We start from the raw sequence: 21,084 nt of genomic DNA on the forward strand, positions 1-21,084 counted from the left end.
CGCGACGCAGTATCACTCGACCGTCGTCGAGGCCGACACTTTTGCCGAGCCGCGTGCGTCGGCATCCGCATCCGCCGCCGCATCGCGCACGCGGATCGCCGCTTGCATGCCCGACAACTTGAGTTCGGTCTCCTGATATTCGTTGGCCGGCTCGGAATCGGCGACGATGCCGCAGCCCGTGCCGGCACCGACGTGACGGCCGTGCAGAGCACGCGCGATCTCGCCGAGCTGATCGCGATGCGGTTGCGGCGGCGGGAGGCGGCGTATGCGGTGAAGGGGGATGATGCGCTGGCGTCGTGAGTGACGTGGCGTGCGTACGATTCCGGCTGTCCGTGACAGTCGGGAGCACGCGATTTCGCAGCACGGTGGTGCCCGGTTGCAGCCTGATGGGGGATCGAAAACAGCGGTGCGCGATTGCGCGGGATGATCGTCGATCGTTGCCGGAATGCGGTTGTCGCATGTCGCGCAACGACGAGAGAAGAAAACCTGGTGCCGACGGCGAGACTCGAACTCGCACAGCTTTCGCCACTACCCCCTCAAGATAGCGTGTCTACCAATTTCACCACGTCGGCACTGCAAGGGGCGCAATTCTAGCGCGACGTTGCGCGTTTGTGAAGGGGGTGTGACACATTGAAGGGATGCGCGCAGGCGATCCCGGTAGAATTCGGGCGATCGACCCGACGATCGTCGCAACCGCCACCCGTTTTCTTCGCGTGACACACACCCTCGAACAACTGCAGGCCGGCCAGCTCGCCGGCGCACGGCAACTCAAGCTCGCATGCGGGTTGACGGAATTCCCGCGCGAGATCTTCGATCTGGCCGACACGCTCGAAGTGCTCGACCTGACCGGCAATGCGCTCTCCGCGCTGCCGGACGACCTGCCGCGGCTGCACCGCCTGCGCATCCTGTTCGCGTCCGGCAACCGCTTCACCGCGTTCCCCGCCGTGCTCGGCGAGTGTGGGCAGCTCGACATGATCGGCTTCAAGGCGAACCGGATTCAAACGGTGCCGAGTGGATCGCTGCCGCGCGCGCTGCGCTGGCTGATCCTCACCGACAACGCAATCGACGCATTGCCGGCCGATATCGGCGATTGCTCGCGGCTGCAGAAGCTGATGCTCGCGGGCAACCGGCTGCGCGCGCTGCCGGCGGAGATGGCCGCATGCCGCGCGCTCGAACTGGTTCGCCTGTCCGCGAACCGGCTGGACGCACTGCCCGACTGGCTGCTGCGCCTGCCGCGCCTTGCGTGGCTCGCCACCGCAGGCAACCCGTTCGGCGCCGCGCCGGAAGCCGCGGCGTCGGCCGGGCCCGAGGTCGCGAACGTCGACTGGGCATCGCTGGCCTGCGAGCAGAAGCTGGGTGAGGGTGCGTCGGGCGTCATTTACCGCGCTCAATGGCGCGCGGACGGGCATCCGCCACGGGCGGTCGCGGTCAAGCTGTTCAAGGGCGCGGTGACGAGCGACGGCCTGCCGGATTGCGAAATGGCCGCGTGCCTGCACGCCGGCCGCCACCCGAACATGATCCCGGTGATCGGCAAGGTGAGCGGGCATCCGGACGGCACGCACGGCCTCGTGATGGAACTGGTCGATCCCGCGCTCACGAACCTCGCCGGGCCGCCGAGCTTCGCGACCTGCACGCGCGACGTGTATGCGGCCGACGCGCGATTCGAGCCGGCCGCAGCGGTGCGGATCGCGCATGGCATCGCGTCGGTCGCGGGCCATCTGCACGCCCGCGGCATCATGCATGGCGACCTGTACGCGCACAACATCCTGCACGATGGCGAAGGCGGCGCGCTGCTCGGGGATTTCGGCGCGGCGTCGCTCTATGGCGTGGACGATTGCACACGCGCTATGGCGTTCGAACGGATCGAGGTACGGGCGTTCGGCCATCTGCTCGGCGAGTTGCTCGAGCGATGCGAGCCGGGCACGTGGGCCGGCCGAAACGCGCTCGATGCGCTCGCGGTGGCCTGCCTGAATGAAGACGTCGATGCGCGGCCGTCGTTCGGCGAGATCGCGTCCGAGCTGGCCGCACACACGCGCTGACGGGTGTGCGTCGGCTCAGGCCTGACGCGCAGTCAGCAGCCTGATCCCCAGCCCGACGAACAGCAGCCCGCTGGCGCGCTTGAGCGCACGCACCGAGCGGCTCATGCCGAAGCCGCGATGGAATCGGCGCACACCGGCCGAATAGACGCTGTGAACGATCACCACCGTGCACGCGATCGTCGCGTACATCACGACGAACTGCAGCGCGAGCGGGCGCTCGTGCACGATGAACTGGGGCATGAATGCCGACAGGAAGATCATCGTCTTCGGATTGCTGCCCGATACGAACAGCGCTTCGCGGAACAGTTTCCCGCGGTCGGGCGCGGCGATCTCCTCCGCCCCGGTCGAAGCGGCGGTCTTGCGGTCGCCGCGCAGTTGCCGGGTACCCAGGAAGATCAGGTACGCGGCGCCGACCACCTTCATCGCGACGAACAGCGGCGGCATCGCGGCCAGCACCGCGCCGACGCCGAGCGCGACGAGTACCACGACCACCCCTTGCGCGACGAGGTTGCCCGCGATCGTCGCGGCCGTGCCGTGCGTGCCGTAGCGCACCGTGTTGCGGATGACGAGCAGCACGTTCGGCCCCGGCGACAGCGTCGTGGCGAGATAGGCTGCGGCAAACAGCATCCAGGTCTGAATGGACATGCGGCGCTCCGAGAGGCGGTTCCGGCGGTCGGGATGAAGCGATGATGCCACGCCAATAATGGGCGCAGGCTCGCGCCGGAACCGCGCCGTCGCGGTGCGTCAGCTCGCGTCGCGCATGCAGTACGCCGGGATCGACGGCGGTGTGTCGATCGCGGCGGGCCGCGTCATCCACGCGATCCACCCGGCCCATATCCCGCAGACGATCAGCACGGCGACGTTCAGCGGCGTCCGGTAGCGGACGATCAGGTCGGCCAGCGGCAGGCGATGTTTCATGTGCATCTCCTTCGATCGGGGGCGGTAGTCGTTACTGGCCGGCGTAGGTCGGCGCCTTGGCGTCGCAGGTCACGGACACCGTCGAGCCGTCTGCGAAATGCAGCCGGAACGGTACCTTCGCACCGGGCGCGACGGCCTGGCGCGGTTGCTCCAGCATCACGTGATAGCTCTTCGGCTTGAAGGTCACCGTGCCATGCGCGGGCACTTCGACGGCGTCGACATGGACCATCTTCGCGGTGCTGCCGCTCGTCTGCGTTTCATGCAGCATCGCCATCCCGTACGCCGGCGAGTCGAGGCCGGTCAGCGTGATTGGCGCGTCGCCGTCGTTCTTCAGCGTGAAGTAGCCGGACGACGGCACGGTTGCCGGCATCGCGCGAATCCAGCAGTGTTCTGCCTGCACGGCCGGCGCGGCGAACGTGGCGGGGGCTTGCAGCGCCAGCAGTGCGAACAGCAGGCTAGTCGGAATCGAGCGCTTCATGGTTGGTTCTCCTGATGGGTAGATGCAGCGGATAAGGGGGGACGCGGCCGGGGCGGATCGCCGGTGCGCATCGCGGACCTCATTTCAGCGTGAACGCGTAATGGCCTTGCGTGCGATGGCCGTCGCTGGCCACCGCGATCCACGCGACCGTGTACGTGCCGGCCGTCAGCTGGGTCAGCGCGACCTGCATGCGCTTCCGGTTGCCTGCATCGACGGACGATTTTCCGTCGACGACCGATTGCCCGTGGCTGTCGGTGACGGCGATCGAGCTGAAAGCGGGCTCGAGCGCTTCGCGGAAGCCGATCGTGACCGCGTGCGGCGCGCTCGAAAGCGTGGCGTCGGCAGCCGGTTCCTGAGTTTTCGGGAGCGCGTGGGCGTTGGCAGCCTGGATGGCGACGAAGCCAAGGGCGGCAAGCGCGCCGTGAACGAAAGAGGAGGTTTTCATGGTCGAGTGTGCGAGTGACGAATCGGATGGAACAACACGGATTCGACGGACGGATGCACGCGTTCCTTCGCAGCAGCACCGAGGGCCGTTGGCGTCAGCGCGAACGTGCGCGACCGGACGTTCGCCCGCGAGCGAATGTCGGCGCGGCAGTCCGAACCGGAAGCAGCCAACCGCACGCACGGCACGACGCCGCGCGCATGACGGTGACACATGACCGTCCTTCGAAACGTGACAGGTCGCGCACGCCGGCGGCGTGTGCGGGCCACGCAATGCCTTAGGGCATCACGGGCATTGACGACGAATCAGGACGAGAACGGCGGGGCGCGTGGTTGCGCGGCCGTGAGCGGCAGCGCGCGGCGCAGGCTGTCGAAGCGGGTCGCTTCGCGATGCTGAATGACGTGCACGTTGGCCGCGAACGTCAGTTCGGGCGCCGGCAGTGCAGGTGTGTGAGCAAGCAGGCTGCAATAGCCGCATGCCTGGAGGTGGGCCGTCAGGCTCTTCCGCGACGCATCGGCGGCGCGCTCGCCTATGGCCGGCGCGGCCGAGCAGTAGCCGGCCAGCAGCGTCTCGACGCGCTGCTGCGTCGTCAGTGCCTGCGAGATCGTCGGCGCGAGCGCCGTCATCAGGATGGCGAGCATCCCGATCAGACTGCCGATCTTCCGGAGGCGACGACTCAGCATGCGATGCGCGGTGACGTACAGGCGACGGTGGAGCGGATTATGCCACGCACGTCGATGCGTATGTCGGCCCGGACCTGCGGCGTGGCGGCGCGCTACGCGTGTTTCGCCAGGTATTTCGTGATCAGCGTCATCTGCGCGGCCCAGCCGTGGTCGTTCATCTCGCGCGCCTTCGCGCGGCGCGTTTCGATCAACTGGTCGAAGCCCGTTTCGGTGACCGTGAGCAGCGTGCCGCCGGCCTGTGCGGCGAGCGTGAACGTGACGAGCGTCATCGGCTCGGACGAGTAATCGAAATTCGGGTCGATCGCGAACGGATGCCAGCGAAACGAGAACAGTTGCTTCGGCTCGAGTCGATCGACGACGATTTCGAACACAGTGCCCGCGTAGGGCTCTTGCGCCTTGGCGACGTCGTCGTCGACGCGGGTCGGCGTGATGAGGCCGAACAGCGGCTGGCCGGCCGCGAACGGCCCGTCGAACGTGACGCCGAACCACAGGCCGAATTCGCCGGAATTGCTGACGGCTTCCCACACCCGGTCGGGCGACGCGTTGAGCTGGGCCTGTTTTTCGATGCGATCGGTTTGCTGGGTCATGACGTTCTCCGCTCGGGATCAACCTCCGCTGGACGGCACGCGCGAGCGCGCCGCGTCTAGTCGAGCATGACCGCGTCGGGCACGTCGAGCACGAGGTCCGACGTCGCGACGGCCACGCACGGCAGCGTAAAGCCGTCGGCCTTTTCCTCGCGGCTCAGCCCCGGCCATTCGATCGTGTAGCGTACGCTGCCGCTGACGATCCGGCAAAGGCAGCTTCGGCACGTGCCGTTGCGGCACGAGCGTGGCAGCGACACGCGCGCGAACGCGGCGGCTTCGAGCAGCGTCAGCGAATCGGGCGCGTCGAAGGTCGCGCCGAGCGGCTCGATGCGCACGAGGGGCAGGTGTTCCGGATCGGTCATGGCGGAGGCAGAGGCGGGCGGCGGTTCGGCGGCAACGCGCCAAGCATACCCGAACGTGCTGGCGGCCGGCGCCGGCCGGCGGCCGGCGTCAATGCCGGCGCAGGTGCCGGTACACGGTATTGCGGGCGAGACCGAGCTCGCGCGCGGCCGCCGATACGTTGCCGCCATGTCGCGCGAGCACGGCGTCGATCACCGCGGCCTGGTGGCTTTGCAGCGTCGTGCCCTCGCGCGTGCCGGCCGATGCGGCCGGCGCCTCGGTGGCGGGCGCCGCCGGTGCGTCGTCGCAATCGAGCCAGAAATCGTCGGGCAAATGGGCGAGCGTGATTTCCGCTTCGTCTTCGGCGAGCATGCCGGCCGTGCGCAGCACGTTGGTCATCTGGCGCAGGTTGCCGGGCCAGCGGTGGCGCGTGAACGCGTCGAGCACGTCGGCCGCGATGCGGCGCGGCATCGGTTCGCTGCGCGCGAGCCGCGCGAGAATCCGCTCGACGAGCGCGGGCAGGTCGGTGCGTGCGGCGAGCGCCGGCAGCGTGACCGCGAGCCCGTTGATCCGGTAGAACAGGTCTTCGCGGAACGTGCCTTCCGCGATCATCGCGCGCAGGTCGCGATGGGTCGCGCAGACCACCCGCACGTCGACCGGCACCGCGCGCGCACCGCCGAGCGGCATCACCGCGCGTTCCTGCAGCACGCGCATCAGCCTGACTTGCTGCGCGAGCGGCATGTCGCCGATTTCGTCGAGAAACAGCGTGCCGCCGTCGGCCTGCACGATCTTGCCGGGGCTGCCGCGTTTGCGTGCGCCGGTGAATGCGCCGTCCTCGTAACCGAACAGCTCGGCCTCGATCAGCGAATCGGGCAGCGCCGCGCAGTTGACCGCGACGAACGGGCCGTCCGCGCGCGGCGATGCCTGGTGCAGCGCACGGGCGAGCCACTCCTTGCCGGTGCCGGTCTGGCCGAGGATCAGCAGCGGCAGGTCGCGCCCGCGAATCTTCGCGACGCGTTCGAGCACGGCGGCCATGCGCGCGTCGCCGGTGTCGAGCGTCGCGAACGTGATCGTGTCGGGGTCCGGCGTGCGCACCCGTGCGGCGGGCGCGGGCGGCGTGACGGCGACGGTGGTCTTGTGTGCTTCCGCGAATTCGCAGCGCGCCAGCACGCGGACGCCGGTCGACAGCGTGAGGCGGAACATCGCACCGGGTGCGCGTGCCGCCTGCTGCGCGAGCTGGCTGAAGCGCATGCCGAACAGTGCGTCGCTGGCCTGATGTTGCAGTGCGTCGAACGATGCGCCGAGCTGAAATTGTGCGCTGCGGTTCGCGGCGATCAGCCCGCCGTCGGCGCCGAAGGCGACGAGCCCGGCGAACAGCGAATCGACGCATTCCTCGTGTGCATGAAAGCGCAGCCGCAACGCTTCCGCGCACTGGTTCGCGAACAGGTGGTTCTCGATCAGTTGCGCTGACATCCTCACGAGCGCCAGTGTATGCGGGCTCGAGCCGCGCGGGTCGCCGCTGACGTCGAGCGTGCCGAGCGTGCGGCCGAACGGGTCGAAGATCGGCGCGCACGAGCAGGTGAGGATGTGGTTGGCGCGCAGGAAGTGCTCGGAGCCATGCACGGCGACGGCCTGGCCCGATGCGAGCGCGGTGCCGATCGCGTTGGTGCCGCGAGCGCCTTCCGCCCACGACACGCCGGTACACAGTGCGACGCGGTTGGCTTTCTCGATGAAGTCGGCGTCGCCGATGCTGTGCAGGATCACGCCGTCGGCGTCGGTCAGCAGCACGAGGCTTTGCGTGTCGGCGATCTGCGCGTGGAGGTTCTCCATCACCGGGCGCGCGTGCGAGAACAATGCGTGATTCGTGTCGAGCAGTTCACGTAGCGCGAGGCGCGACAGCGGCGAGAAATCCGGGCGTTCGTGCGCGCGCAGGCCGACCGCGGTCGAACGCGCATGCGCCTGCGCGAGCAGGTCGGTGCGACCCGCGGTGGCGGGCAGCACGAAGGGTTGCGGCATGACTTGTCTCCTGTCGACAGCAGTTAGCGCTTTAGCGGTTACTGCTGTCCCATGCTTCGCGGTCGACAGCAGTTAGCGCTTTAGCGGTTACTGCTGTCCCATGCTTCGCGGTCGACAGCAGTTAGCGCTTCAGGCCTTACTGCGTGTCCCATGCTTCGCGATCGAGCCCGGTGAGCATTTCGACACTCACTCAGGCCCCATGCTCCTCGAAATCGGCCGATCCGGCGCACGCCCACGCACCGTAATCCTCTACGGATTCTCGCTTTCGCGTGCGGCGCACCATCGGTGTGCGAACGGCAACCATCCGGGTACGCATCATCATACAAGCGCCGCGTACGAAGCGCGACCGCGAACAAAATCCCCTTGCTTTTAAATGCCCGCCTGCAATGATGGAAATGGAACACGCACGCGCCGTGTTCCGCATTGCAACATGCATGCGACGCGACATGCATCCGTTCGGGAGACGCATCATGGTTCGGACGGAACTGAGAGTCGTGCTGGCGGCCATCGCCACCTTCATCATGCTGGGCGGCATCGCCGTGGCGATCCACGGGCTGCTGTTCGATCTGACCGATGCGGTGCGATACGGGGCGGCCGCGATTGCGGTGGGCGCCACGACGGCTGCCATCGCGCTCAACGTCTGGCCGAACGACCCTCACTGACGCCGGTTTCCGAAACGGTGCCGGATGCCGCGCTGATCTGATGAAATGCGCGTCGGAACGACGCACGCGGAATATTTGTCTCCTGCGCGAAACCGTCTAAAGTGGAAATCAACCGGCATGCATTGTCCGCGCCTATCCCCGCGGGCGGTGCCTCCGCCGGCGAGCCCGCGTACACTTCGTCCGGCCGGTAGCGGACGACGGACGCGGTCATTCGTTTTCTACCGGTCGAGGCGGCTCCCATGCAGATCCATTTCACGAACGAGAAGCCCGAGTATTCGGGGCGCGACCTGATGCTGGCGTTCACGGCGTTGGTCAATGGCGAGCGGGTCCAATGTCAGATCACCGCCGAGGCGCTGGAAGATCACTTCGGCGCGGCGTCGCCGCGCTTCGAGGACATGGTCGGCGCATTCGACCAGCACCGCGACCGTATCGAGGCGGCTGCACGACGCCTGCTGTCGGAGACGCGCGCACAGTGCGTGACGCTGCGCAGCGGCTACGTCCGCTTCTACGAGGCCAACTGGCGCGGATGATACGACGTTCGTCCGGCGGCGCACGTCGCTGAACGCTGCGCACGCGCAGACGTTGCCTTTCACGCAATGCCGTTCGGTGGGGCCGGGCGGCATTTTCGTATGCGGGCCGCACCGGATTGCCCGACCATCGGCGTGGCCGTACGTGTCGGTTCGTCAGGATCGCAGAAGAATCGTGTGAAAACGAGAAACGCCACCCGCAGGTGGCGTTTTTTCATCGTGCATCATGCCGCGCGCCGAAGCGCCGCCGTCATTCGCTGCCGAGATAGAAGAAGCGGAACAGGAACACGGCTGCGATGAGCCACACGATCGGCTTGACCGAGCGGGCCTGGCCGGTCAGCAGCTTAAGGCCGCCGTACGCGATGAAGCCGAATGCCACGCCGTTCGCGATCGAGTACGTGAACGGCATCAGCAGTGCGGTCAGCGCGGCCGGCACGGCTTCCGTGGCATCGTCCCACGGCACCTCGACCATCTCGCGCAGCATCAGGCACGACACGTACAGCAGGGCCGGTGCCGTCGCGTAGGCCGGCACGACGCCGGCGAGCGGCGCGATGAACAGGCACGCGAGGAACAGCACCGCGACGGTGATGGCCGTCACGCCCGTGCGGCCGCCGGCCTGCACGCCCGACGCGCTTTCGATATACGCGGTGGTCGACGACGTGCCGAGCACCGAGCCCGCGACGATTGCCGTGCTGTCGGCGAGCAGCGCCTTGTTCAGGCGGTTCATCTTGCCTTCGACGAGCAGGCCCGCGCGGTTCGCGACGCCCATCAACGTGCCCGTCGCGTCGAACAGCTCGACGAGGAAGAACACGAGGATCACGTTGATGATGCCGGTCGACAGCGCGGCGCCGATGTCGAGCTTGAACAGCGTCGCGTCGATCGACGGCGGCGCGGAGAACACGCCGTGGAACTGGTTGTCACCGAAGAAGAACGACAGGACCGTGACGCCGATGATGCCGATCAGGATCGCGCCGCGCACGCGCAGGTGGTCGAGCGTGACGATCGTGAAGAAGCCGACGATCGCGAGGATCGTGTCGTGCTTGTGCAGGTCGCCCAGCGTGACGAGCGTGGCCGGGTTGCCGACGATCACACCCGACGTCTTCAGCGAGATGATGCCGAGGAACAGGCCGATACCCGCGGTGATCGAGATCCGCAGCGATTTCGGAATGCCGTTGACGATCGCCTCTCGCACGCGGAACAGCGTGACGAGCAGGAACAGGCAGCCGGAGATGAACACCGCGCCGAGCGCCGCCTGCCACGTGAAGCCCATCCCCTTGACGACCGTGTACGCGAAATACGCGTTCAGGCCCATGCCGGGCGCGCATGCGATCGGGTAGTTCGCGTACAGCCCCATGATGAGCGACGCCAGCGCCGCGACGAGGCAGGTCGCGACGAACACGGATTCCTTCGGCATGCCGGCGTCGCCGAGGATCGCGGGGTTGACGAAGATGATGTAGGCCATCGTCAGGAACGTGGTGACGCCCGCGAGTATTTCGGTGCGGAAGTCGGTGCCGGCTTCAGCGAAGCCGAAATACCGCTTGATGGATTCCATGAAGGCGTTTCTCCGGTCGGTTGTCGTGTTGCTTGTTGTGCCGAATTGTTGTAAAGGCAGCGCGGCCGGCTTACTGTAACCAGCCACTATTGCCCGGCTATCGGCGGATTGTAATAGCGCGGATAGCTCGGACGATATAGTTGGAGGGCACGATCGAAAGATCGATCGGCTGCCTGCGCGCGAACGGTCTGGCAGCCCGGGCGCGCGACGAAGGCGCGCATTTTACCGGTTCGGGCGGAACGGGCCGGAAGAAATGGCTGAAACGGGAGCGGGAGCGCGAACGACGCCGGCCGATGCGTGCGCAACGGCGTGCAGGACGGCACGCGCGGTGGATCACGCGGCGTGGGTGCGGGATGATGACATCCGACTGAAACGGAGCGCCCGCATGCTGCACGCACGCGGGGCAGGCAGCGTGCGCGCGAACGCACGTGCGCGGCCGGTACGGATGCCCGGCAGCGGCGTGCGGCGGCCATTCGTCAGTCCAGGCGGGTGCAGATATCGGGCTATCGTGCGCCGAAGCCGTCCCGCCCGCAACTGTCATATCGTGATGCGGGGGCGACTGTGGTTTCTGTGTAAAAGATTGCAAGACCCCATCGCATAAACCGGCAAGTCTTTCTAGGATAGATACACCGCGCATGCACACGCCGGCCGGTAATTGCCGACGCGGGGGAGTCGCAGTCCGTGCAGGCCAGGCGGTGAGGTGCGGTCAAGGCCGTTGCGTGTTCGGGCAGGCACGGCCGCTTGCGATTGCCCGATGCGGGTTCGTCCGTAATCACGGAGGTCAGCATGTTGAACTGGATCAGCCGTTGGGCGATGCGACACGCCCCCACGCCGGAAAAAACCGCTGCGTCGATGCTCGTGACGGCGCGCATGGAACTGTTCGCTGCCGAACAGCGCGTCATCGACGCGAAATTACAAGCGGATTACTGGCGCACACGTGTGTCATTCCTGGAAGAGGTGCAGAAGCAGGGCATCGATCCGTGGGTGACCTCGCAGGCAGCGCAACGTCCCGACCTCGAGTCCACTCCCCGAAGCACGGGCCCGCGTCTCGCCGCCAGCACCTGATGCACCTGCTGCATCCCGTCGCTGCGCACGGCGCGCGATCGGTCGCGGCACGCACCGGCGTGCCGCGTCATTCGATGCGCACCTGCGGCGCGTTACGCCGCGGGTGCGTCCGTTTTCGGTCGCGGCCGTTCCGCGTCCCGCGTGCCTGACGGCACGTCGCTCATCCACTCGTTCCCCCCGCCCCGAAGAGCAAACGTTGCACTTGCGCGAGCATGCGCCTGACGCGCTCGCCGCGACGCACGTATGCGGTCGTGAGCGTCGCTTCGGCCGACCGGCCGGCGTCGGTGCCGAGCCAGATGCGCTCGCCGCGTGCGATGCGCAGCACGTCGCCGGGCTGCACCCAGTAGTCGTCGACGCACGGCGGGCGCGTGACCCACAGCGCCGCGCCATGCGCGCGGAGCTCCGCGTCCCGCGGCGCGCGCCACGTCAGCGTCGTACGCGGCGCGACCGGGAAACGGATCACGACAGTCGGTAACGCGATCGTGCCGGCGCGGCACCGATCGGGACGGTCAAACAGCGGGCTTGCCTGGTCCATCGTCTTCTCCATTCAGTGAGCCGGACGGATGACGCGCACCAGAACAAAAAGGCCTCATCCGTTTCCGGTGAGGCCTTGTGTGACATGCGGTACTGCTCGACTGCTAACGCACACGCGCCTCCCGTGAACCATTCTTTCGAATGTTCATCGAGAAATGAATCGCGACGGCGATGGGCGTGTATGTAGGCATGCGAACGAGTTTGTCTGTGTGGAACGACGTTGTCAACGATAATTTTCGGGATAGGCGAGGGTGATGCATCGACGTGCTCGCCTGGCATTGCGTGACGCCGCTGCGTACCCGCATCGACTGCGTAGCGGCGCTTTCGTCAAGATCGACTTCGACACCGCTCACTTAGCAAGCTGCGCATTCGTGCGAGCACATGCGCGAGCCACGCGCCGCGACTCATCGCATACGCGGTCGTGATCGATGCTTCGGCGGGGCGGTCGTCGTCGGTGCTCATCCAGATGCGATCGCCGCGCCGCACGCGCAGTACGTCGCCGGTTCGTATCCAGTAATCGTCGACGCTGCCCAGCCGCGTGACCCACAGCGTCGCATCGTGCACGCGGATCTCGGCATCGTTGTGCGCGCACCATGTCAGCGTCTTGCGCGGCGCGACCGTGAATTGCATCACGACCCGCGGCAATGCGATCGCATCGGTGCGGCACCGATCGGGGCAGACAACCAGCCGGCTTGCTTGGTCCATCGTCATCTCCATCCGTTGAGCCGGGCGGGATGACGCGCACCAAAACAAAAAGGCCTCATCCGTTTCCGGCGAGGCCTTGTGACATGCGCAACTGAATCTCGATGCTAACGCACAAGCGCCTCCGGTGATCGCCACGGGTGGGCGTTCACTCGGTTTTTATGCGCGATGGCGGCGGGCTTGAGCATAGGCATGCGAACGAGTGTGTCGTGGCAGCGCAGCAATGTCAACGGATATTTCGAGATGCGTGGCGGTCACGCGTCGCGTTGCGCGAGCCCGTTCACGAGCAGCTCGGACAGCAGGCCCGTCATCCCTTCCGGGTGCGTGGCCGCACGCGCCTTGAGCTGTTCGACGAGATCGGCGTTGAGCTTGCAGGCGAACGGCACGAGGCCCTGTTCCTGGTCGAGCTTACGCTGCGCGCGGCGGTCGAGCTTGGCTGCGTCGTCGGCACCCTTGCCGAAACGCGCGGAGCTGGATTGCTTCAGCGCGTGCGTCAGCTTGAGCGCCTTGTTCTTTTCGAGATCGGTTTTCTTCATGGCCATCGCGGCACCTCCGGGAAATGAAGCCGCGATTGTACGCATTTCGGCGGACGACGCCCGCCGAGCCGGCAGGAAACCCGTTCAGGCGCCCTTCGTCGTGCCCCAGTTGCCGCCGTGCGCGGCCGCCTGCGCGGCCGGCGAGCGGGCGAGATAGGCGAGCGCCTGTTCGGTCGAGCCTTCGTGGTGCGGCGTATAGCCCGGCTTGAAATAGCGCAGCGCCGCGCCGATCACCTTCCAGAACGACGGCAGGTGCCCGCGCCGCGAGCCTTGCCACCACGCGAGCACGAAACCCGGGTAGCGGCCGGCGGCCGGGTCGCGCCGGTACATGAACTTCGCGCCGGTCGTGATGTAGTAGAGCAGCAGCAGGATCACGAACGCCATGTGCACGCAGCGTTCCGGATAGGTGCCGCCCAGGTGCCGGTAGATGTCGAACGCGACCGTGCGGTGCTCGACTTCCTCCGCGCCGTGCCAGCGCAGCAGGTCGACCATCGTCGGGTCGGCTTTTCCTTCGTCGAGCCCGTGCGCGTTGAGCACCCAGTTGCCGAGATAGCCGAAGAAATGCTCGAGCGACGCGATCACCGCAAGCTGCTGGCGCAGCCAGAAACGCGTGTGGCCGATCTTCAGCCCGAGCGGCTGTTCGCCGAGCACGCGCGTGAAGAGGCGATTGAGCTTCTGCGTGAACGGTTTTGTGTCGATCCCGTGCCGGTCGTAATAGTGCTTGAGCACGCCGCCGTGCGAACGCGAATGCACCGCTTCCTGCCGCAGGAAACCTTCGGCCTCGTCGCGCAGGCGCGCATCGGTGATCAGCGGCAGCGCCTTGTTGTACACGCGGCAGAACCACAGCTCGCCTTCCGGGAACAGCAGATTCAGCGTGTTGATGATGTGCGTGCTGCCCGGGTCGTTCGGCACCCAGGTAATCGGCGTGTCGCTGAAGTCGAACTTCACGTGCCGGGCCTTGATCTTGTGATAGTCGGCGGTATCGGTCATGTCTGTCTCCCTGTGCGGCGCGATGCGCCGTCAATGCGATGCCATGCTGACGCGGGCGATCATCCGGCCGAGCCACGGCATGAAGCGGCCGACGAAGCGCATCGCGTGCGCCTCGCCGCCGACCGCGACGACGGGGCGGTTGCGCAGTACGCCGTCGACCATCGCCTGCGCGACGGTTTCGGGTTTCAGGCCGCGCATCTGGTACAGCTTCGTCGCGCGCTTGCGCAGCCGCGCTTCGTCCTGCGCATTGGCGCCCGCGTATTGCGTCGACGCCATGATTCCGGTCTCCGCGAAACCGGGGCACACGGCCGTCACGCCGATGCCTTGTTCCGCGAGTTCCGCGCGCATGCATTCGCTGAGCATCAGCACGGCGGCCTTCGTCGTCGCATACGCGGGCAGGTCGCGCGACGGCCCGAACGCGGCGGCCGAGGCGGTGTTGACGATGTGCCCGCCGGTGCCGCGCGCGGCCATCTGCCGCGCGAACAGCCGCGAGCCGTGGATCACGCCCCACAGGTTCACGTGCAGGATGCGCTCCCAGTGCCGCGCGCTCGTATCGAGGATGCCGCCGGCCATGCCGATGCCCGCGTTGTTGATCACGACGTCCGCGCCGCCGAGTTCGCTGCCGACCCACGTCGCCAGCGCTTCCATTTCATCGGCGGACCCGACGTCGACGCGCTTCGCGTGCGCTTGCGCACCGGTGAGCCCGATCAGCAGCGCGGTGCGTTCGGCGCTCGCGAGATCGATGTCGCACGCGACGATCGTCGCGCCTTCGCGGGCGAATGCGAGCGCCGCGCAGCGGCCGATCCCGCTGCCCGCGCCGGTCACCACCGCGACCTTGCCGCTGAAACGGCCGCTCGTGGCGCGGCGGCGCGCGTTCGCGAGCGCGGGCGGTTCGTTGCCCGATTCGACCGCGTCGATCAGTTGCTCGGCGAGCGCCGCGAAGCGTGTCGGATCGGCGAGCGGCAGCCAGTGGCCGGCCGCGACTTCACGGCGGTAGTACTGCGGCACCCAGCGCGACAGGTTCTCGGACAGCGCCGGGCTCACATATTTGTCGCCGAGCGGCACGATCGTCTGCACCGGCGCATGCGCGTAGCGTTCGCGCGGCGCGAACAGGCAGCGGATGAAATTCGCGCGATAGAGGCGCACGCCGCGCGCGCCGTCGTCGGCTTGCGTCGGGCGCGGCATGGCGGGCGTCTTCTCGAGCCGGCGCAGCAGGCGCGGCCACGCGCGGCCGAGCCACAGCCGCCAGCCGAGCTCGGGGATGAACGGCAGGTGGAACAGGTACACGTACCACGACCGCACGAGCTGGCCGCCGAGCTTGCCGAGCGACGCGGGCGTCGGGCGCAGCACGCGTTCGCGCAGCCAGAAACCGACGTGGTCGAGGCACGGCCCCGAGCACGACGTGTACGAAGCGATCCGGCCGGCGAGGCGCGGATCGGTGACGAATTCCCAGCCCTGGATCGAGCCCCAGTCGTGCGCGATCAGGTGCACGGTGCGGCCGGGGCAGAGCGCGTCGATCACCGCGACGAAGTCGTCGGTCAGCTTCGCGAGGTGGTAGTCGGCCGTGCGCTTCGGCACGCCGGACAGGCCCGCGCCGCGCACGTCGTACGCGATCACGTAGTGCTTGCGCGCGAGCAGCGGCGCGACGTGCTGCCAGACACTGCTGTCGTCGGGGTAGCCGTGCACGAGCACGACCGGCGAGCGGGCCGGGTCGCCCCAGGTCTTGACCGCGAGCGTCAGGTCGCCGGAGGCGACCGCCGTTTCGCTGTGAACCGATTCGAACAGGGCCAGCGGCGCTTCGTCGGAAAGAGGCTGCATCGTGAGTCCGTTGTTCAGGGAGTCGGGAGGAAGGGCGCGTTCGGGTCAGGCAGCGGCCGGCACGGTCGCGACGGCCTGCAGCCGCTCGGCCTGGCGGCGCTGCCAGCGGCGCACGTGCGGCAGGTCTTCGTCGAGCCAGTACGCGTCGTCTTCGGTGATGACGAGCAGCTCTTCGAATTTCGCCCCGACGCCGGCGAAGCCGAGATGCGGCTCGACGGCCCACAGGCCAGGCACCGGCGCATGCTCGGAGCGGCGGTCGATCGACCACAGCGGCGACCAGCCCTGCTGTTTCGCCGCGCGGCCCTGGTCGAGCAGCAGGTTGCGCGTCGCGTTCAGCCCGAAGCGCGCGACGAAGCGCGGCTTCGACAGCTTGTGGATCTTCGCGACGCGATGCGCGAGCACCTTGAACGGATAGGCCTTGTGGCGCGGCTCGACGCCCTGGCGGCGGCACAGCGCGTCGACTTCCTGCGCGACCTCGGCCATCGGCCGGCGTGCCTTCACGAGCCGCACGATCATGTCGCGGTGGTCCATGAGGTCGTCCTGCAACTGTTCGAGGATCGGGTTGTGGCCGAGGCAGTGCGCGTAGCCGACGTCGGCCACGATGCCGTCGAGCACCGGCGCGACGTCGAGGATCACCGGCATGTCGGTTTCGAGCTGGCGGTTGCTCGGGAAGAACGCGAGATTGAAGCCGCCCAGGTGCTTGAGGCCCGAAAAGCCTTCGAACGCGGTGCGGTCGCCGAACCACGCGAACGGCTTGTGCAGCCAGTCGTGCACGCCGTTGTCCTGCAGCCATTCGGTCAGCAGGCGCGCGGCTTCCTTTTCGGTGATGCCGGGGTAGAGCATCGCGCCGACGGTTTCGACGCAGCGGTACGCCAGCTGCTGGACCGCGCGGAATTGCGGCAGCTCGTCGAGGTGGACTTCCGGCAGCGGGGGATGGTCGGCCATGATGCGTCTCCGTTGGGGGGGGCTGATCCGGAATGCGCCCGCGCCGGCGTCACCGATGCGGGTTATTCAGTCAGCATTTAATGTGTCATTGAGCGATGTAATGATCATAGACGGTTCCGGGACGCGCGCCAGCCCCCAAGGGTGAGGATTTGTCCTAATGAAGGGCCGAAGTGGAGTGGAAACTCTAGATTTCCGGAAGTTGGGCCGGACGGCCCCCGGCGCACCCGTCCGGGTCGGCGGGGCACGGGCCGGGATCGTCACGCGCCGTCTGCCGGCACCGGCCCGATGGCCGCGCGCGCGGCCGCCTGGCGACGGCGCGACATGTCGCGCCGGATCAACTCCCCGTCGTGTCGCGGCGCGACGCTGTCAAATTGCCGAAATAATTTCGTCACATCATTCGCCCCCGGTTCGGAGCCGTCCCGGCTTCGCCGCGCCGATCAGCGGCCGGTGCGCGGTGAGCCGCGCGGGATAGCGACTGAAACCGATTCGACATTTCCAGGGAGAGAGACCATGCAACGCCGCCAGTTCATGAATACCCTTGCCGCGGCGACCGCCGCGACATCGCTGCTGCTCAAGGCCGGCACGGCCGGCGCGAAGAGCGCCGCCGTGCCGGATGCGCTGGACCCGGGCCGCTGGTCGCCGTTCAACGCCGCGCGCCTGCAGGCGGTGCTCGACCAGCATGGCGTCGCGAGCGCGCACTACGACGACAAGCGCCGCCCGTACGCGGTGTTCGACTGGGACAACACGTGCATCATGAACGACTGCGAAGAGGCGCTGCTGATGTACCAGATCAACCATCTGCAGTACAAGCTGACGCCGGCCGAATTCGTCGACGTGATGTGGAAGGACGTGCCGAAGGGCGCCTTCATGAAGGACTACGCGACGGTGGACGGCAAGCCGGTGACGATGGAAGACCTCGCGGCCGACATCGAATCCGACTATCGCTGGCTCTACGCGAACTACCAGGGATTCGGCGGCGACAAGAGCCTCGACGAGATTCGCGAGACCGATCAGTTCAAGGATTTCCGCGCGAAGCTGTACTTCATGTACGACGCGATCTGCGACACGCATCCGCTCGAGATCGGCTACAAGTGGATCATCTATTTCTACAAGAACATGACGACCGCCGAGCTGCAGGCGATGGCGGAAGCGTCGAACAACTACGGCATCGGCGACGCGTTGCGCAAGGTCCGCTACGAAAGCCCGAAGACACTGCCGGGCAAGGCCGGCGTGGTGGCCGACACGCATTTCCACGGCATTCGCATTCACGAGGAAATTCGCGCGGTGATGCATACGCTGCGCGCGAACGGCATCGACGTGTACGTCAGCACGGCATCGCTCGACGATGTCGTGCGGGTGTTCGCCGGCAATCCGAACTATGGCTACGGCGTGCCGCCCGGGAACGTGATCGGCTTGCGTCTCGACATGCGGGACGGCAAGTACACGAGCACGTATCCGGCCGGCTGGCATTTCAACTGGGGGCCCGGCAAGACGGTGGGCATCCGCAACGTCCTCGCGTCGAAGAAGGGCTATGGCCCGCTGCTGGTGTTCGGCGACAGCGACGGCGACGCGTGGATGCTGCGCGACTTCAAGGACACCGCGGCCGGCGTGATCGTCAACCGGATGAAGAAGGGCGAGATCGGCGCGGACAGCAAACTCGCGGCCGAACAGATCGGCACGCCGGACGCGCGCTTCCTGCTGCAGGGCCGCGACGAGCACACGGGCCTGATGATCCCGGACGAGAAGTCGATCAAGTACGGCAAGACCGAGCGCAAGCTGCTGGCTTGACGCGTGCCGGGCGCTGGACGCAGGGCTGTTGCGGCCCAGCGTCCAGCGGAATCGACAGCCGCGCCGCGCGGGCCGGAAACGAGCGTCTCAGCGTTCGCGCGGCGCGCCCAACCGCTCCAGCAACGCGCCCAGCAGATCGACCGGCAGCGGGAACAGCAGTTCGTCTTCCGCACGAGAGGCAGGGATCGGCGCGGCGTGCGTGCACGGTCGACCGCGGGGGGCGGGTCGCTGAATCCGGGAACGGGTTGGAACTGGAAGCAGGCCTGGAAATAAAAAAGGACGCTCGCGCGTCCTTTTGCCGTCTGAAGTGTTGCGCATCGTCGAGAGGCGTCCCCAGCATTTTCATCGACGATGCTAGCGAAGTATCGACGGGATGTCAAAAGGCCTCGCGCCGAAAACGGCGCAATCCGTTGCATCCGCCCTGAACTCACTGCCACGCCGGCGTCGAATGCCAATCGGTCGTGAAGCCGAGATGTGTCGCCGGGTCCACATGTTCACACCCCGTCAACGTTGCTCGCAAGGCTTCGCGCCATTCGCCGCCATGACCGAGCGGGTCGAGCAGGGCCTTCATCATCGTCGCGCGGGCGTAGAACGTCTCGGGGCGGGTCATTTCCGGGGCATATCGGACAAGACTTCGCCCGGCTGGCTTGGCGGGGGGCGATACCGTCAGCTTCATTCCCCAAAGCCGAGCGTGGTGAGCGCACGCATTGCGCAAGTCGGTGAGCGATTGCAGCCAGCTGGTGAGCACCGTATCCGGGATGTCCGGCCACACGTGGCGCCCGGCGACCTTCCGGTCGTGAGTCGAGAGCGCGCTGAAGATCCGGGACAACGCGCCCAGGCTCAACCGCTCACAGACCAGCCAGATCGGCGGCAGGTCGGGGCTGGCGTAGGTTCGATAGTAGTGAGTCAGTGCCGAGCCTTTCCGCGTTTCACATTCCCGGGCGATCTGATCCAGAATGCGCGCGTAGTGGCGCAGGTCGGCGAAACGGTCCCGCTCGACATACCAGTGGCTGCCGTAGTCGATTGCGAGGGGATTGCTCAGTGCAGCGCGCAACGCAACCTCGATGCGCTCGATCGCGTCCATCGTGACCGAGCGCAGACGTCGATCGAAGGCGTAGAGTTCAACGACGTCGGAGAAACGGGTTCGAGGCCAGAACCGTTTGGTGGCGGGGTTCTGAAACCGGCGCATGTAGACCAGCAGCCGGAAATGGCCGATCGACCGAAGCATTCGCAAATTCGCGGGACGATCGTCGATGCGCAGGCCGCGCTGCCACAGTCGATGCAGTGTTTCCTCGGCACTGAGGGCCACCTTGGCATAGGCCCTGGTTGGCGTTGCCGATACTGTCTTCCTTGTCCGAGTCTTGCCCATCGTTGATCCGTACTGCCATGCATGCGGATCTCGTTGTATACGCCAACGGAGCGTGGGCTGCCATCTTCCATACCATTTGGCAGATGAGGTTGCGCCGGTCGCTGTCGACGCCTGTAGTCCCTCGCCCGGCGGAGCATGGCATATCCAAATGTCTGCCTCACCCCTCCCGCTTCCCCCCCAACCGCTCCAGCAACGCCCCCAGCAGATCGACCGGCAGCGGAAACACGATCGTCGAGTTCTTGTCCGCGGCGATCGTCGTCAGCGTCTGCAGGTAGCGCAGCTGCATCGCCTGCGGCTGCAGCGCGAGCCGTTGCGCGGCCTGCAGCAGCTTCTCCGACGCCTGCAGCTCGCCTTCCGCATGAATCACCTTCGCGCGCCGCTCGCGCTCGGCCTCGGCCTGCCGCGCGATCGCGCGGATCATCGTCTCGTTCAGGTCCACGTGCTTGATCTCGACCGTCGACACCTTGATCCCCCACGCATCGGTCTGCGCGTCGAGCGTCTTCTGGATGTCGGCGTTCAATTGCTCGCGCTCGGCGAGCAGCGCGTCGAGTTCGTGCTTGCCGAGCACCGCGCGCAGCGTCGTCTGCGCGAGCTGGCTCGTCGCCTCGAAGAAGCGCGCCACCTGGATCACGGCCTTCTCCGGATCGACCACGCGGAAATACACGACCGCATTGACCTTCACCGACACGTTGTCGCGCGTGATCACGTCCTGCGCGGGCACGTCGAACACGACGGTGCGCAGGTCGATCCGCACGACCTGCTGGACGATCGGGATGATCAGCACGAGCCCCGGCCCCTTCACCTTCCAGAACCGGCCGAGCATGAACACCACGCCGCGCTCGTACTCGCGGAAAATGCGGATCGACGACGCGATGAGCACCGCGACGAAGACGATCAGGATGCTGCTGAAGCCGAACGTGAAACCGATCATGAAGGTTCTCCCTGGTGTTGTTCTCGATGGGGTTCCTGCCCCGGCACGTCGTAGAGCGGGGCGACGGTGAGCAGCAGCCCGTGGCGGCCGGTGACGCGCACGCGGCAACCCGCGGCAAGCGGCGCACTGCTGGCTACGCGCCAGCGCTCGCCGCGCACGCGCGCCC

24 protein-coding genes, 1 tRNA gene and 1 pseudogene are annotated in these 21,084 nt (G+C 66.9%); 6 read left to right on the top strand and 20 right to left on the bottom strand.

The genetic code is table 11. From position 1 onward, the window contains the following. Positions 1 to 12: 12 nt before the first annotated feature. Positions 13 to 177, bottom strand: a pseudogene (locus G3N96_RS08885) (salicylate biosynthesis isochorismate synthase); the annotation flags it as partial. Between G3N96_RS08885 and G3N96_RS08890 the strand changes: the two are divergent. Beyond that, complete coding sequence (locus tag G3N96_RS08890) at positions 103 to 300, top strand: hypothetical protein (RefSeq protein ID WP_206136989.1); 198 nt, start codon at positions 103 to 105, stop codon at positions 298 to 300. The pseudogene G3N96_RS08885 and the gene G3N96_RS08890 overlap by 75 nt on opposite strands. A 187-nt stretch (positions 301 to 487) precedes the next feature. On the opposite strand, the gene G3N96_RS08895 is transcribed toward G3N96_RS08890, so the two are convergent. Then, positions 488 to 572, bottom strand: a tRNA-Leu gene (locus tag G3N96_RS08895). 141 nt (positions 573 to 713) lie between these two features. Between G3N96_RS08895 and G3N96_RS08900 the strand changes: the two genes are divergently transcribed. Then, positions 714 to 2,039 (top strand): leucine-rich repeat-containing protein kinase family protein, encoded by a 1,326-nt coding sequence (locus tag G3N96_RS08900; RefSeq protein WP_206136974.1) that lies wholly within the window; start codon positions 714 to 716, stop codon positions 2,037 to 2,039. 15 nt (positions 2,040 to 2,054) lie between these two features. Here the strand turns inward: G3N96_RS08900 and G3N96_RS08905 are convergent, their stop codons facing one another. The 8 genes from G3N96_RS08905 to G3N96_RS08940 form a co-directional block, all read right to left on the bottom strand. Next, a complete protein-coding gene (locus G3N96_RS08905; protein ID WP_206136975.1) occupies positions 2,055 to 2,684 on the bottom strand; it encodes a LysE family translocator in 630 nt (209 codons plus the stop codon). Positions 2,685 to 2,783: 99 nt separating this feature from the next. Then, complete coding sequence (locus tag G3N96_RS08910; RefSeq protein WP_175968951.1) at positions 2,784 to 2,957, bottom strand: hypothetical protein; 174 nt, start codon at positions 2,955 to 2,957, stop codon at positions 2,784 to 2,786. A gap of 31 nt (positions 2,958 to 2,988) precedes the next feature. Next, positions 2,989 to 3,435 carry a copper chaperone PCu(A)C gene (locus tag G3N96_RS08915; RefSeq protein ID WP_206136976.1) on the bottom strand — a complete coding sequence of 149 codons (447 nt, stop codon included), beginning with the start codon at positions 3,433 to 3,435 and terminating at the stop codon, positions 2,989 to 2,991. A gap of 79 nt (positions 3,436 to 3,514) precedes the next feature. Beyond that, the gene (locus G3N96_RS08920) at positions 3,515 to 3,880 is read right to left on the bottom strand and encodes a copper resistance protein CopC (protein ID WP_206136977.1); all 366 of its coding nucleotides are present in this window, start codon (positions 3,878 to 3,880) and stop codon (positions 3,515 to 3,517) included. A gap of 302 nt (positions 3,881 to 4,182) precedes the next feature. Continuing rightward, a complete protein-coding gene (locus G3N96_RS08925; RefSeq protein ID WP_206136978.1) occupies positions 4,183 to 4,560 on the bottom strand; it encodes a DUF2946 domain-containing protein in 378 nt (125 codons plus the stop codon). 92 nt (positions 4,561 to 4,652) lie between these two features. Further along, on the bottom strand, positions 4,653 to 5,147 hold the full coding sequence (locus tag G3N96_RS08930) for an SRPBCC family protein (protein ID WP_206136979.1): 495 nt from the start codon (positions 5,145 to 5,147) through the stop codon (positions 4,653 to 4,655). Positions 5,148 to 5,203: 56 nt separating this feature from the next. Further along, positions 5,204 to 5,506 (bottom strand): 2Fe-2S iron-sulfur cluster-binding protein, encoded by a 303-nt coding sequence (locus G3N96_RS08935; RefSeq protein ID WP_124578406.1) that lies wholly within the window; start codon positions 5,504 to 5,506, stop codon positions 5,204 to 5,206. Positions 5,507 to 5,594: 88 nt separating this feature from the next. After that, the gene (locus G3N96_RS08940) at positions 5,595 to 7,499 is read right to left on the bottom strand and encodes a sigma-54-dependent Fis family transcriptional regulator (protein WP_206136980.1); all 1,905 of its coding nucleotides are present in this window, start codon (positions 7,497 to 7,499) and stop codon (positions 5,595 to 5,597) included. 386 nt (positions 7,500 to 7,885) lie between these two features. On the opposite strand from G3N96_RS08940, the gene G3N96_RS08945 reads away from it, so the two are divergent. Continuing rightward, complete coding sequence (locus G3N96_RS08945) at positions 7,886 to 8,161, top strand: DUF2964 domain-containing protein (protein WP_264163869.1); 276 nt, start codon at positions 7,886 to 7,888, stop codon at positions 8,159 to 8,161. Positions 8,162 to 8,400: 239 nt separating this feature from the next. Beyond that, positions 8,401 to 8,691 carry a DUF1488 domain-containing protein gene (locus G3N96_RS08950; RefSeq protein ID WP_039366385.1) on the top strand — a complete coding sequence of 97 codons (291 nt, stop codon included), beginning with the start codon at positions 8,401 to 8,403 and terminating at the stop codon, positions 8,689 to 8,691. A gap of 247 nt (positions 8,692 to 8,938) precedes the next feature. On the opposite strand, the gene G3N96_RS08955 is transcribed toward G3N96_RS08950, so the two are convergent. Beyond that, positions 8,939 to 10,240 carry an NCS2 family permease gene (locus G3N96_RS08955; protein ID WP_089462214.1) on the bottom strand — a complete coding sequence of 434 codons (1,302 nt, stop codon included), beginning with the start codon at positions 10,238 to 10,240 and terminating at the stop codon, positions 8,939 to 8,941. Positions 10,241 to 11,026: 786 nt separating this feature from the next. Between G3N96_RS08955 and G3N96_RS08960 the strand changes: the two genes are divergently transcribed. Further along, entirely contained in the window at positions 11,027 to 11,305 is a 279-nt protein-coding gene (locus tag G3N96_RS08960; RefSeq protein ID WP_011354312.1) for a hypothetical protein, read from the top strand. A 160-nt stretch (positions 11,306 to 11,465) separates the two neighbouring features. On the opposite strand, the gene G3N96_RS08965 is transcribed toward G3N96_RS08960, so the two are convergent. The 6 genes from G3N96_RS08965 to G3N96_RS08990 all read right to left on the bottom strand — a co-directional run bounded on the left by G3N96_RS08965 (position 11,466) and on the right by G3N96_RS08990 (position 16,830). Beyond that, positions 11,466 to 11,840, bottom strand: a complete 375-nt coding sequence (locus G3N96_RS08965) for a DUF2917 domain-containing protein (protein WP_206136981.1) — start codon at positions 11,838 to 11,840, stop codon at positions 11,466 to 11,468. Between the two features lie 326 nt (positions 11,841 to 12,166). Continuing rightward, the gene (locus tag G3N96_RS08970) at positions 12,167 to 12,544 is read right to left on the bottom strand and encodes a DUF2917 domain-containing protein (protein WP_206136982.1); all 378 of its coding nucleotides are present in this window, start codon (positions 12,542 to 12,544) and stop codon (positions 12,167 to 12,169) included. A 251-nt stretch (positions 12,545 to 12,795) separates the two neighbouring features. Next, the gene (locus G3N96_RS08975; RefSeq protein ID WP_011354315.1) at positions 12,796 to 13,083 is read right to left on the bottom strand and encodes a hypothetical protein; all 288 of its coding nucleotides are present in this window, start codon (positions 13,081 to 13,083) and stop codon (positions 12,796 to 12,798) included. A 78-nt stretch (positions 13,084 to 13,161) separates the two neighbouring features. Further along, positions 13,162 to 14,067 carry a metal-dependent hydrolase gene (locus G3N96_RS08980; RefSeq protein ID WP_046548452.1) on the bottom strand — a complete coding sequence of 302 codons (906 nt, stop codon included), beginning with the start codon at positions 14,065 to 14,067 and terminating at the stop codon, positions 13,162 to 13,164. Positions 14,068 to 14,097: 30 nt separating this feature from the next. Further along, the gene (locus G3N96_RS08985; RefSeq protein ID WP_206136983.1) at positions 14,098 to 15,885 is read right to left on the bottom strand and encodes an SDR family oxidoreductase; all 1,788 of its coding nucleotides are present in this window, start codon (positions 15,883 to 15,885) and stop codon (positions 14,098 to 14,100) included. A gap of 45 nt (positions 15,886 to 15,930) precedes the next feature. Further along, positions 15,931 to 16,830 carry a M24 family metallopeptidase gene (locus G3N96_RS08990; RefSeq protein WP_206136984.1) on the bottom strand — a complete coding sequence of 300 codons (900 nt, stop codon included), beginning with the start codon at positions 16,828 to 16,830 and terminating at the stop codon, positions 15,931 to 15,933. A 510-nt stretch (positions 16,831 to 17,340) separates the two neighbouring features. Between G3N96_RS08990 and G3N96_RS08995 the strand changes: the two genes are divergently transcribed. After that, entirely contained in the window at positions 17,341 to 18,618 is a 1,278-nt protein-coding gene (locus tag G3N96_RS08995) for a haloacid dehalogenase-like hydrolase (RefSeq protein ID WP_206136985.1), read from the top strand. A gap of 427 nt (positions 18,619 to 19,045) precedes the next feature. On the opposite strand, the gene G3N96_RS09000 is transcribed toward G3N96_RS08995, so the two are convergent. The 3 genes from G3N96_RS09000 to G3N96_RS09010 form a co-directional block, all read right to left on the bottom strand. Continuing rightward, a complete protein-coding gene (locus G3N96_RS09000) occupies positions 19,046 to 19,987 on the bottom strand; it encodes an Abi family protein (protein ID WP_206136986.1) in 942 nt (313 codons plus the stop codon). A 157-nt stretch (positions 19,988 to 20,144) separates the two neighbouring features. Continuing rightward, complete coding sequence (locus G3N96_RS09005) at positions 20,145 to 20,918, bottom strand: slipin family protein (RefSeq protein WP_206136987.1); 774 nt, start codon at positions 20,916 to 20,918, stop codon at positions 20,145 to 20,147. Beyond that, positions 20,915 to 21,084, bottom strand: a 170-nt coding sequence (locus G3N96_RS09010; protein WP_277399434.1) for an NfeD family protein, incomplete at its 5' end; no start/stop codon positions are given. The genes G3N96_RS09005 and G3N96_RS09010, both read right to left, overlap by 4 nt.

This window comes from Burkholderia sp. Se-20373, assembly GCF_017104705.1.
Lineage (GTDB): Bacteria > Pseudomonadota > Gammaproteobacteria > Burkholderiales > Burkholderiaceae > Burkholderia.

Bases quoted from the DNA above. Each gene is read 5' to 3' on its own strand.
- G3N96_RS08925 (WP_206136978.1), bottom strand. From the start codon at position 4,560: ATGCTGAGTCGTCGCCTCCGGAAGATCGGCAGTCTGATCGGGATGCTC.
- G3N96_RS08910 (WP_175968951.1), bottom strand. From the start codon at position 2,957: ATGAAACATCGCCTGCCGCTGGCCGACCTGATCGTCCGCTACCGGACG.
- G3N96_RS08935 (WP_124578406.1), bottom strand. From the start codon at position 5,506: ATGACCGATCCGGAACACCTGCCCCTCGTGCGCATCGAGCCGCTCGGC.
- G3N96_RS08990 (WP_206136984.1), bottom strand. From the start codon at position 16,830: ATGGCCGACCATCCCCCGCTGCCGGAAGTCCACCTCGACGAGCTGCCG.
- G3N96_RS09005 (WP_206136987.1), bottom strand. From the start codon at position 20,918: ATGATCGGTTTCACGTTCGGCTTCAGCAGCATCCTGATCGTCTTCGTC.
- G3N96_RS08915 (WP_206136976.1), bottom strand. From the start codon at position 3,435: ATGAAGCGCTCGATTCCGACTAGCCTGCTGTTCGCACTGCTGGCGCTG.
- G3N96_RS08975 (WP_011354315.1), bottom strand. From the start codon at position 13,083: ATGGCCATGAAGAAAACCGATCTCGAAAAGAACAAGGCGCTCAAGCTG.
- G3N96_RS08945 (WP_264163869.1), top strand. From the start codon at position 7,886: ATGATGGAAATGGAACACGCACGCGCCGTGTTCCGCATTGCAACATGC.
- G3N96_RS08980 (WP_046548452.1), bottom strand. From the start codon at position 14,067: ATGACCGATACCGCCGACTATCACAAGATCAAGGCCCGGCACGTGAAG.
- G3N96_RS08995 (WP_206136985.1), top strand. From the start codon at position 17,341: ATGCAACGCCGCCAGTTCATGAATACCCTTGCCGCGGCGACCGCCGCG.
- G3N96_RS08920 (WP_206136977.1), bottom strand. From the start codon at position 3,880: ATGAAAACCTCCTCTTTCGTTCACGGCGCGCTTGCCGCCCTTGGCTTC.
- G3N96_RS08965 (WP_206136981.1), bottom strand. From the start codon at position 11,840: ATGGACCAGGCAAGCCCGCTGTTTGACCGTCCCGATCGGTGCCGCGCC.
- G3N96_RS08950 (WP_039366385.1), top strand. From the start codon at position 8,401: ATGCAGATCCATTTCACGAACGAGAAGCCCGAGTATTCGGGGCGCGAC.
- G3N96_RS08905 (WP_206136975.1), bottom strand. From the start codon at position 2,684: ATGTCCATTCAGACCTGGATGCTGTTTGCCGCAGCCTATCTCGCCACG.
- G3N96_RS08930 (WP_206136979.1), bottom strand. From the start codon at position 5,147: ATGACCCAGCAAACCGATCGCATCGAAAAACAGGCCCAGCTCAACGCG.
- G3N96_RS09000 (WP_206136986.1), bottom strand. From the start codon at position 19,987: ATGGGCAAGACTCGGACAAGGAAGACAGTATCGGCAACGCCAACCAGG.
- G3N96_RS08960 (WP_011354312.1), top strand. From the start codon at position 11,027: ATGTTGAACTGGATCAGCCGTTGGGCGATGCGACACGCCCCCACGCCG.
- G3N96_RS08970 (WP_206136982.1), bottom strand. From the start codon at position 12,544: ATGGACCAAGCAAGCCGGCTGGTTGTCTGCCCCGATCGGTGCCGCACC.
- G3N96_RS08955 (WP_089462214.1), bottom strand. From the start codon at position 10,240: ATGGAATCCATCAAGCGGTATTTCGGCTTCGCTGAAGCCGGCACCGAC.
- G3N96_RS08985 (WP_206136983.1), bottom strand. From the start codon at position 15,885: ATGCAGCCTCTTTCCGACGAAGCGCCGCTGGCCCTGTTCGAATCGGTT.
- G3N96_RS08940 (WP_206136980.1), bottom strand. From the start codon at position 7,499: ATGCCGCAACCCTTCGTGCTGCCCGCCACCGCGGGTCGCACCGACCTG.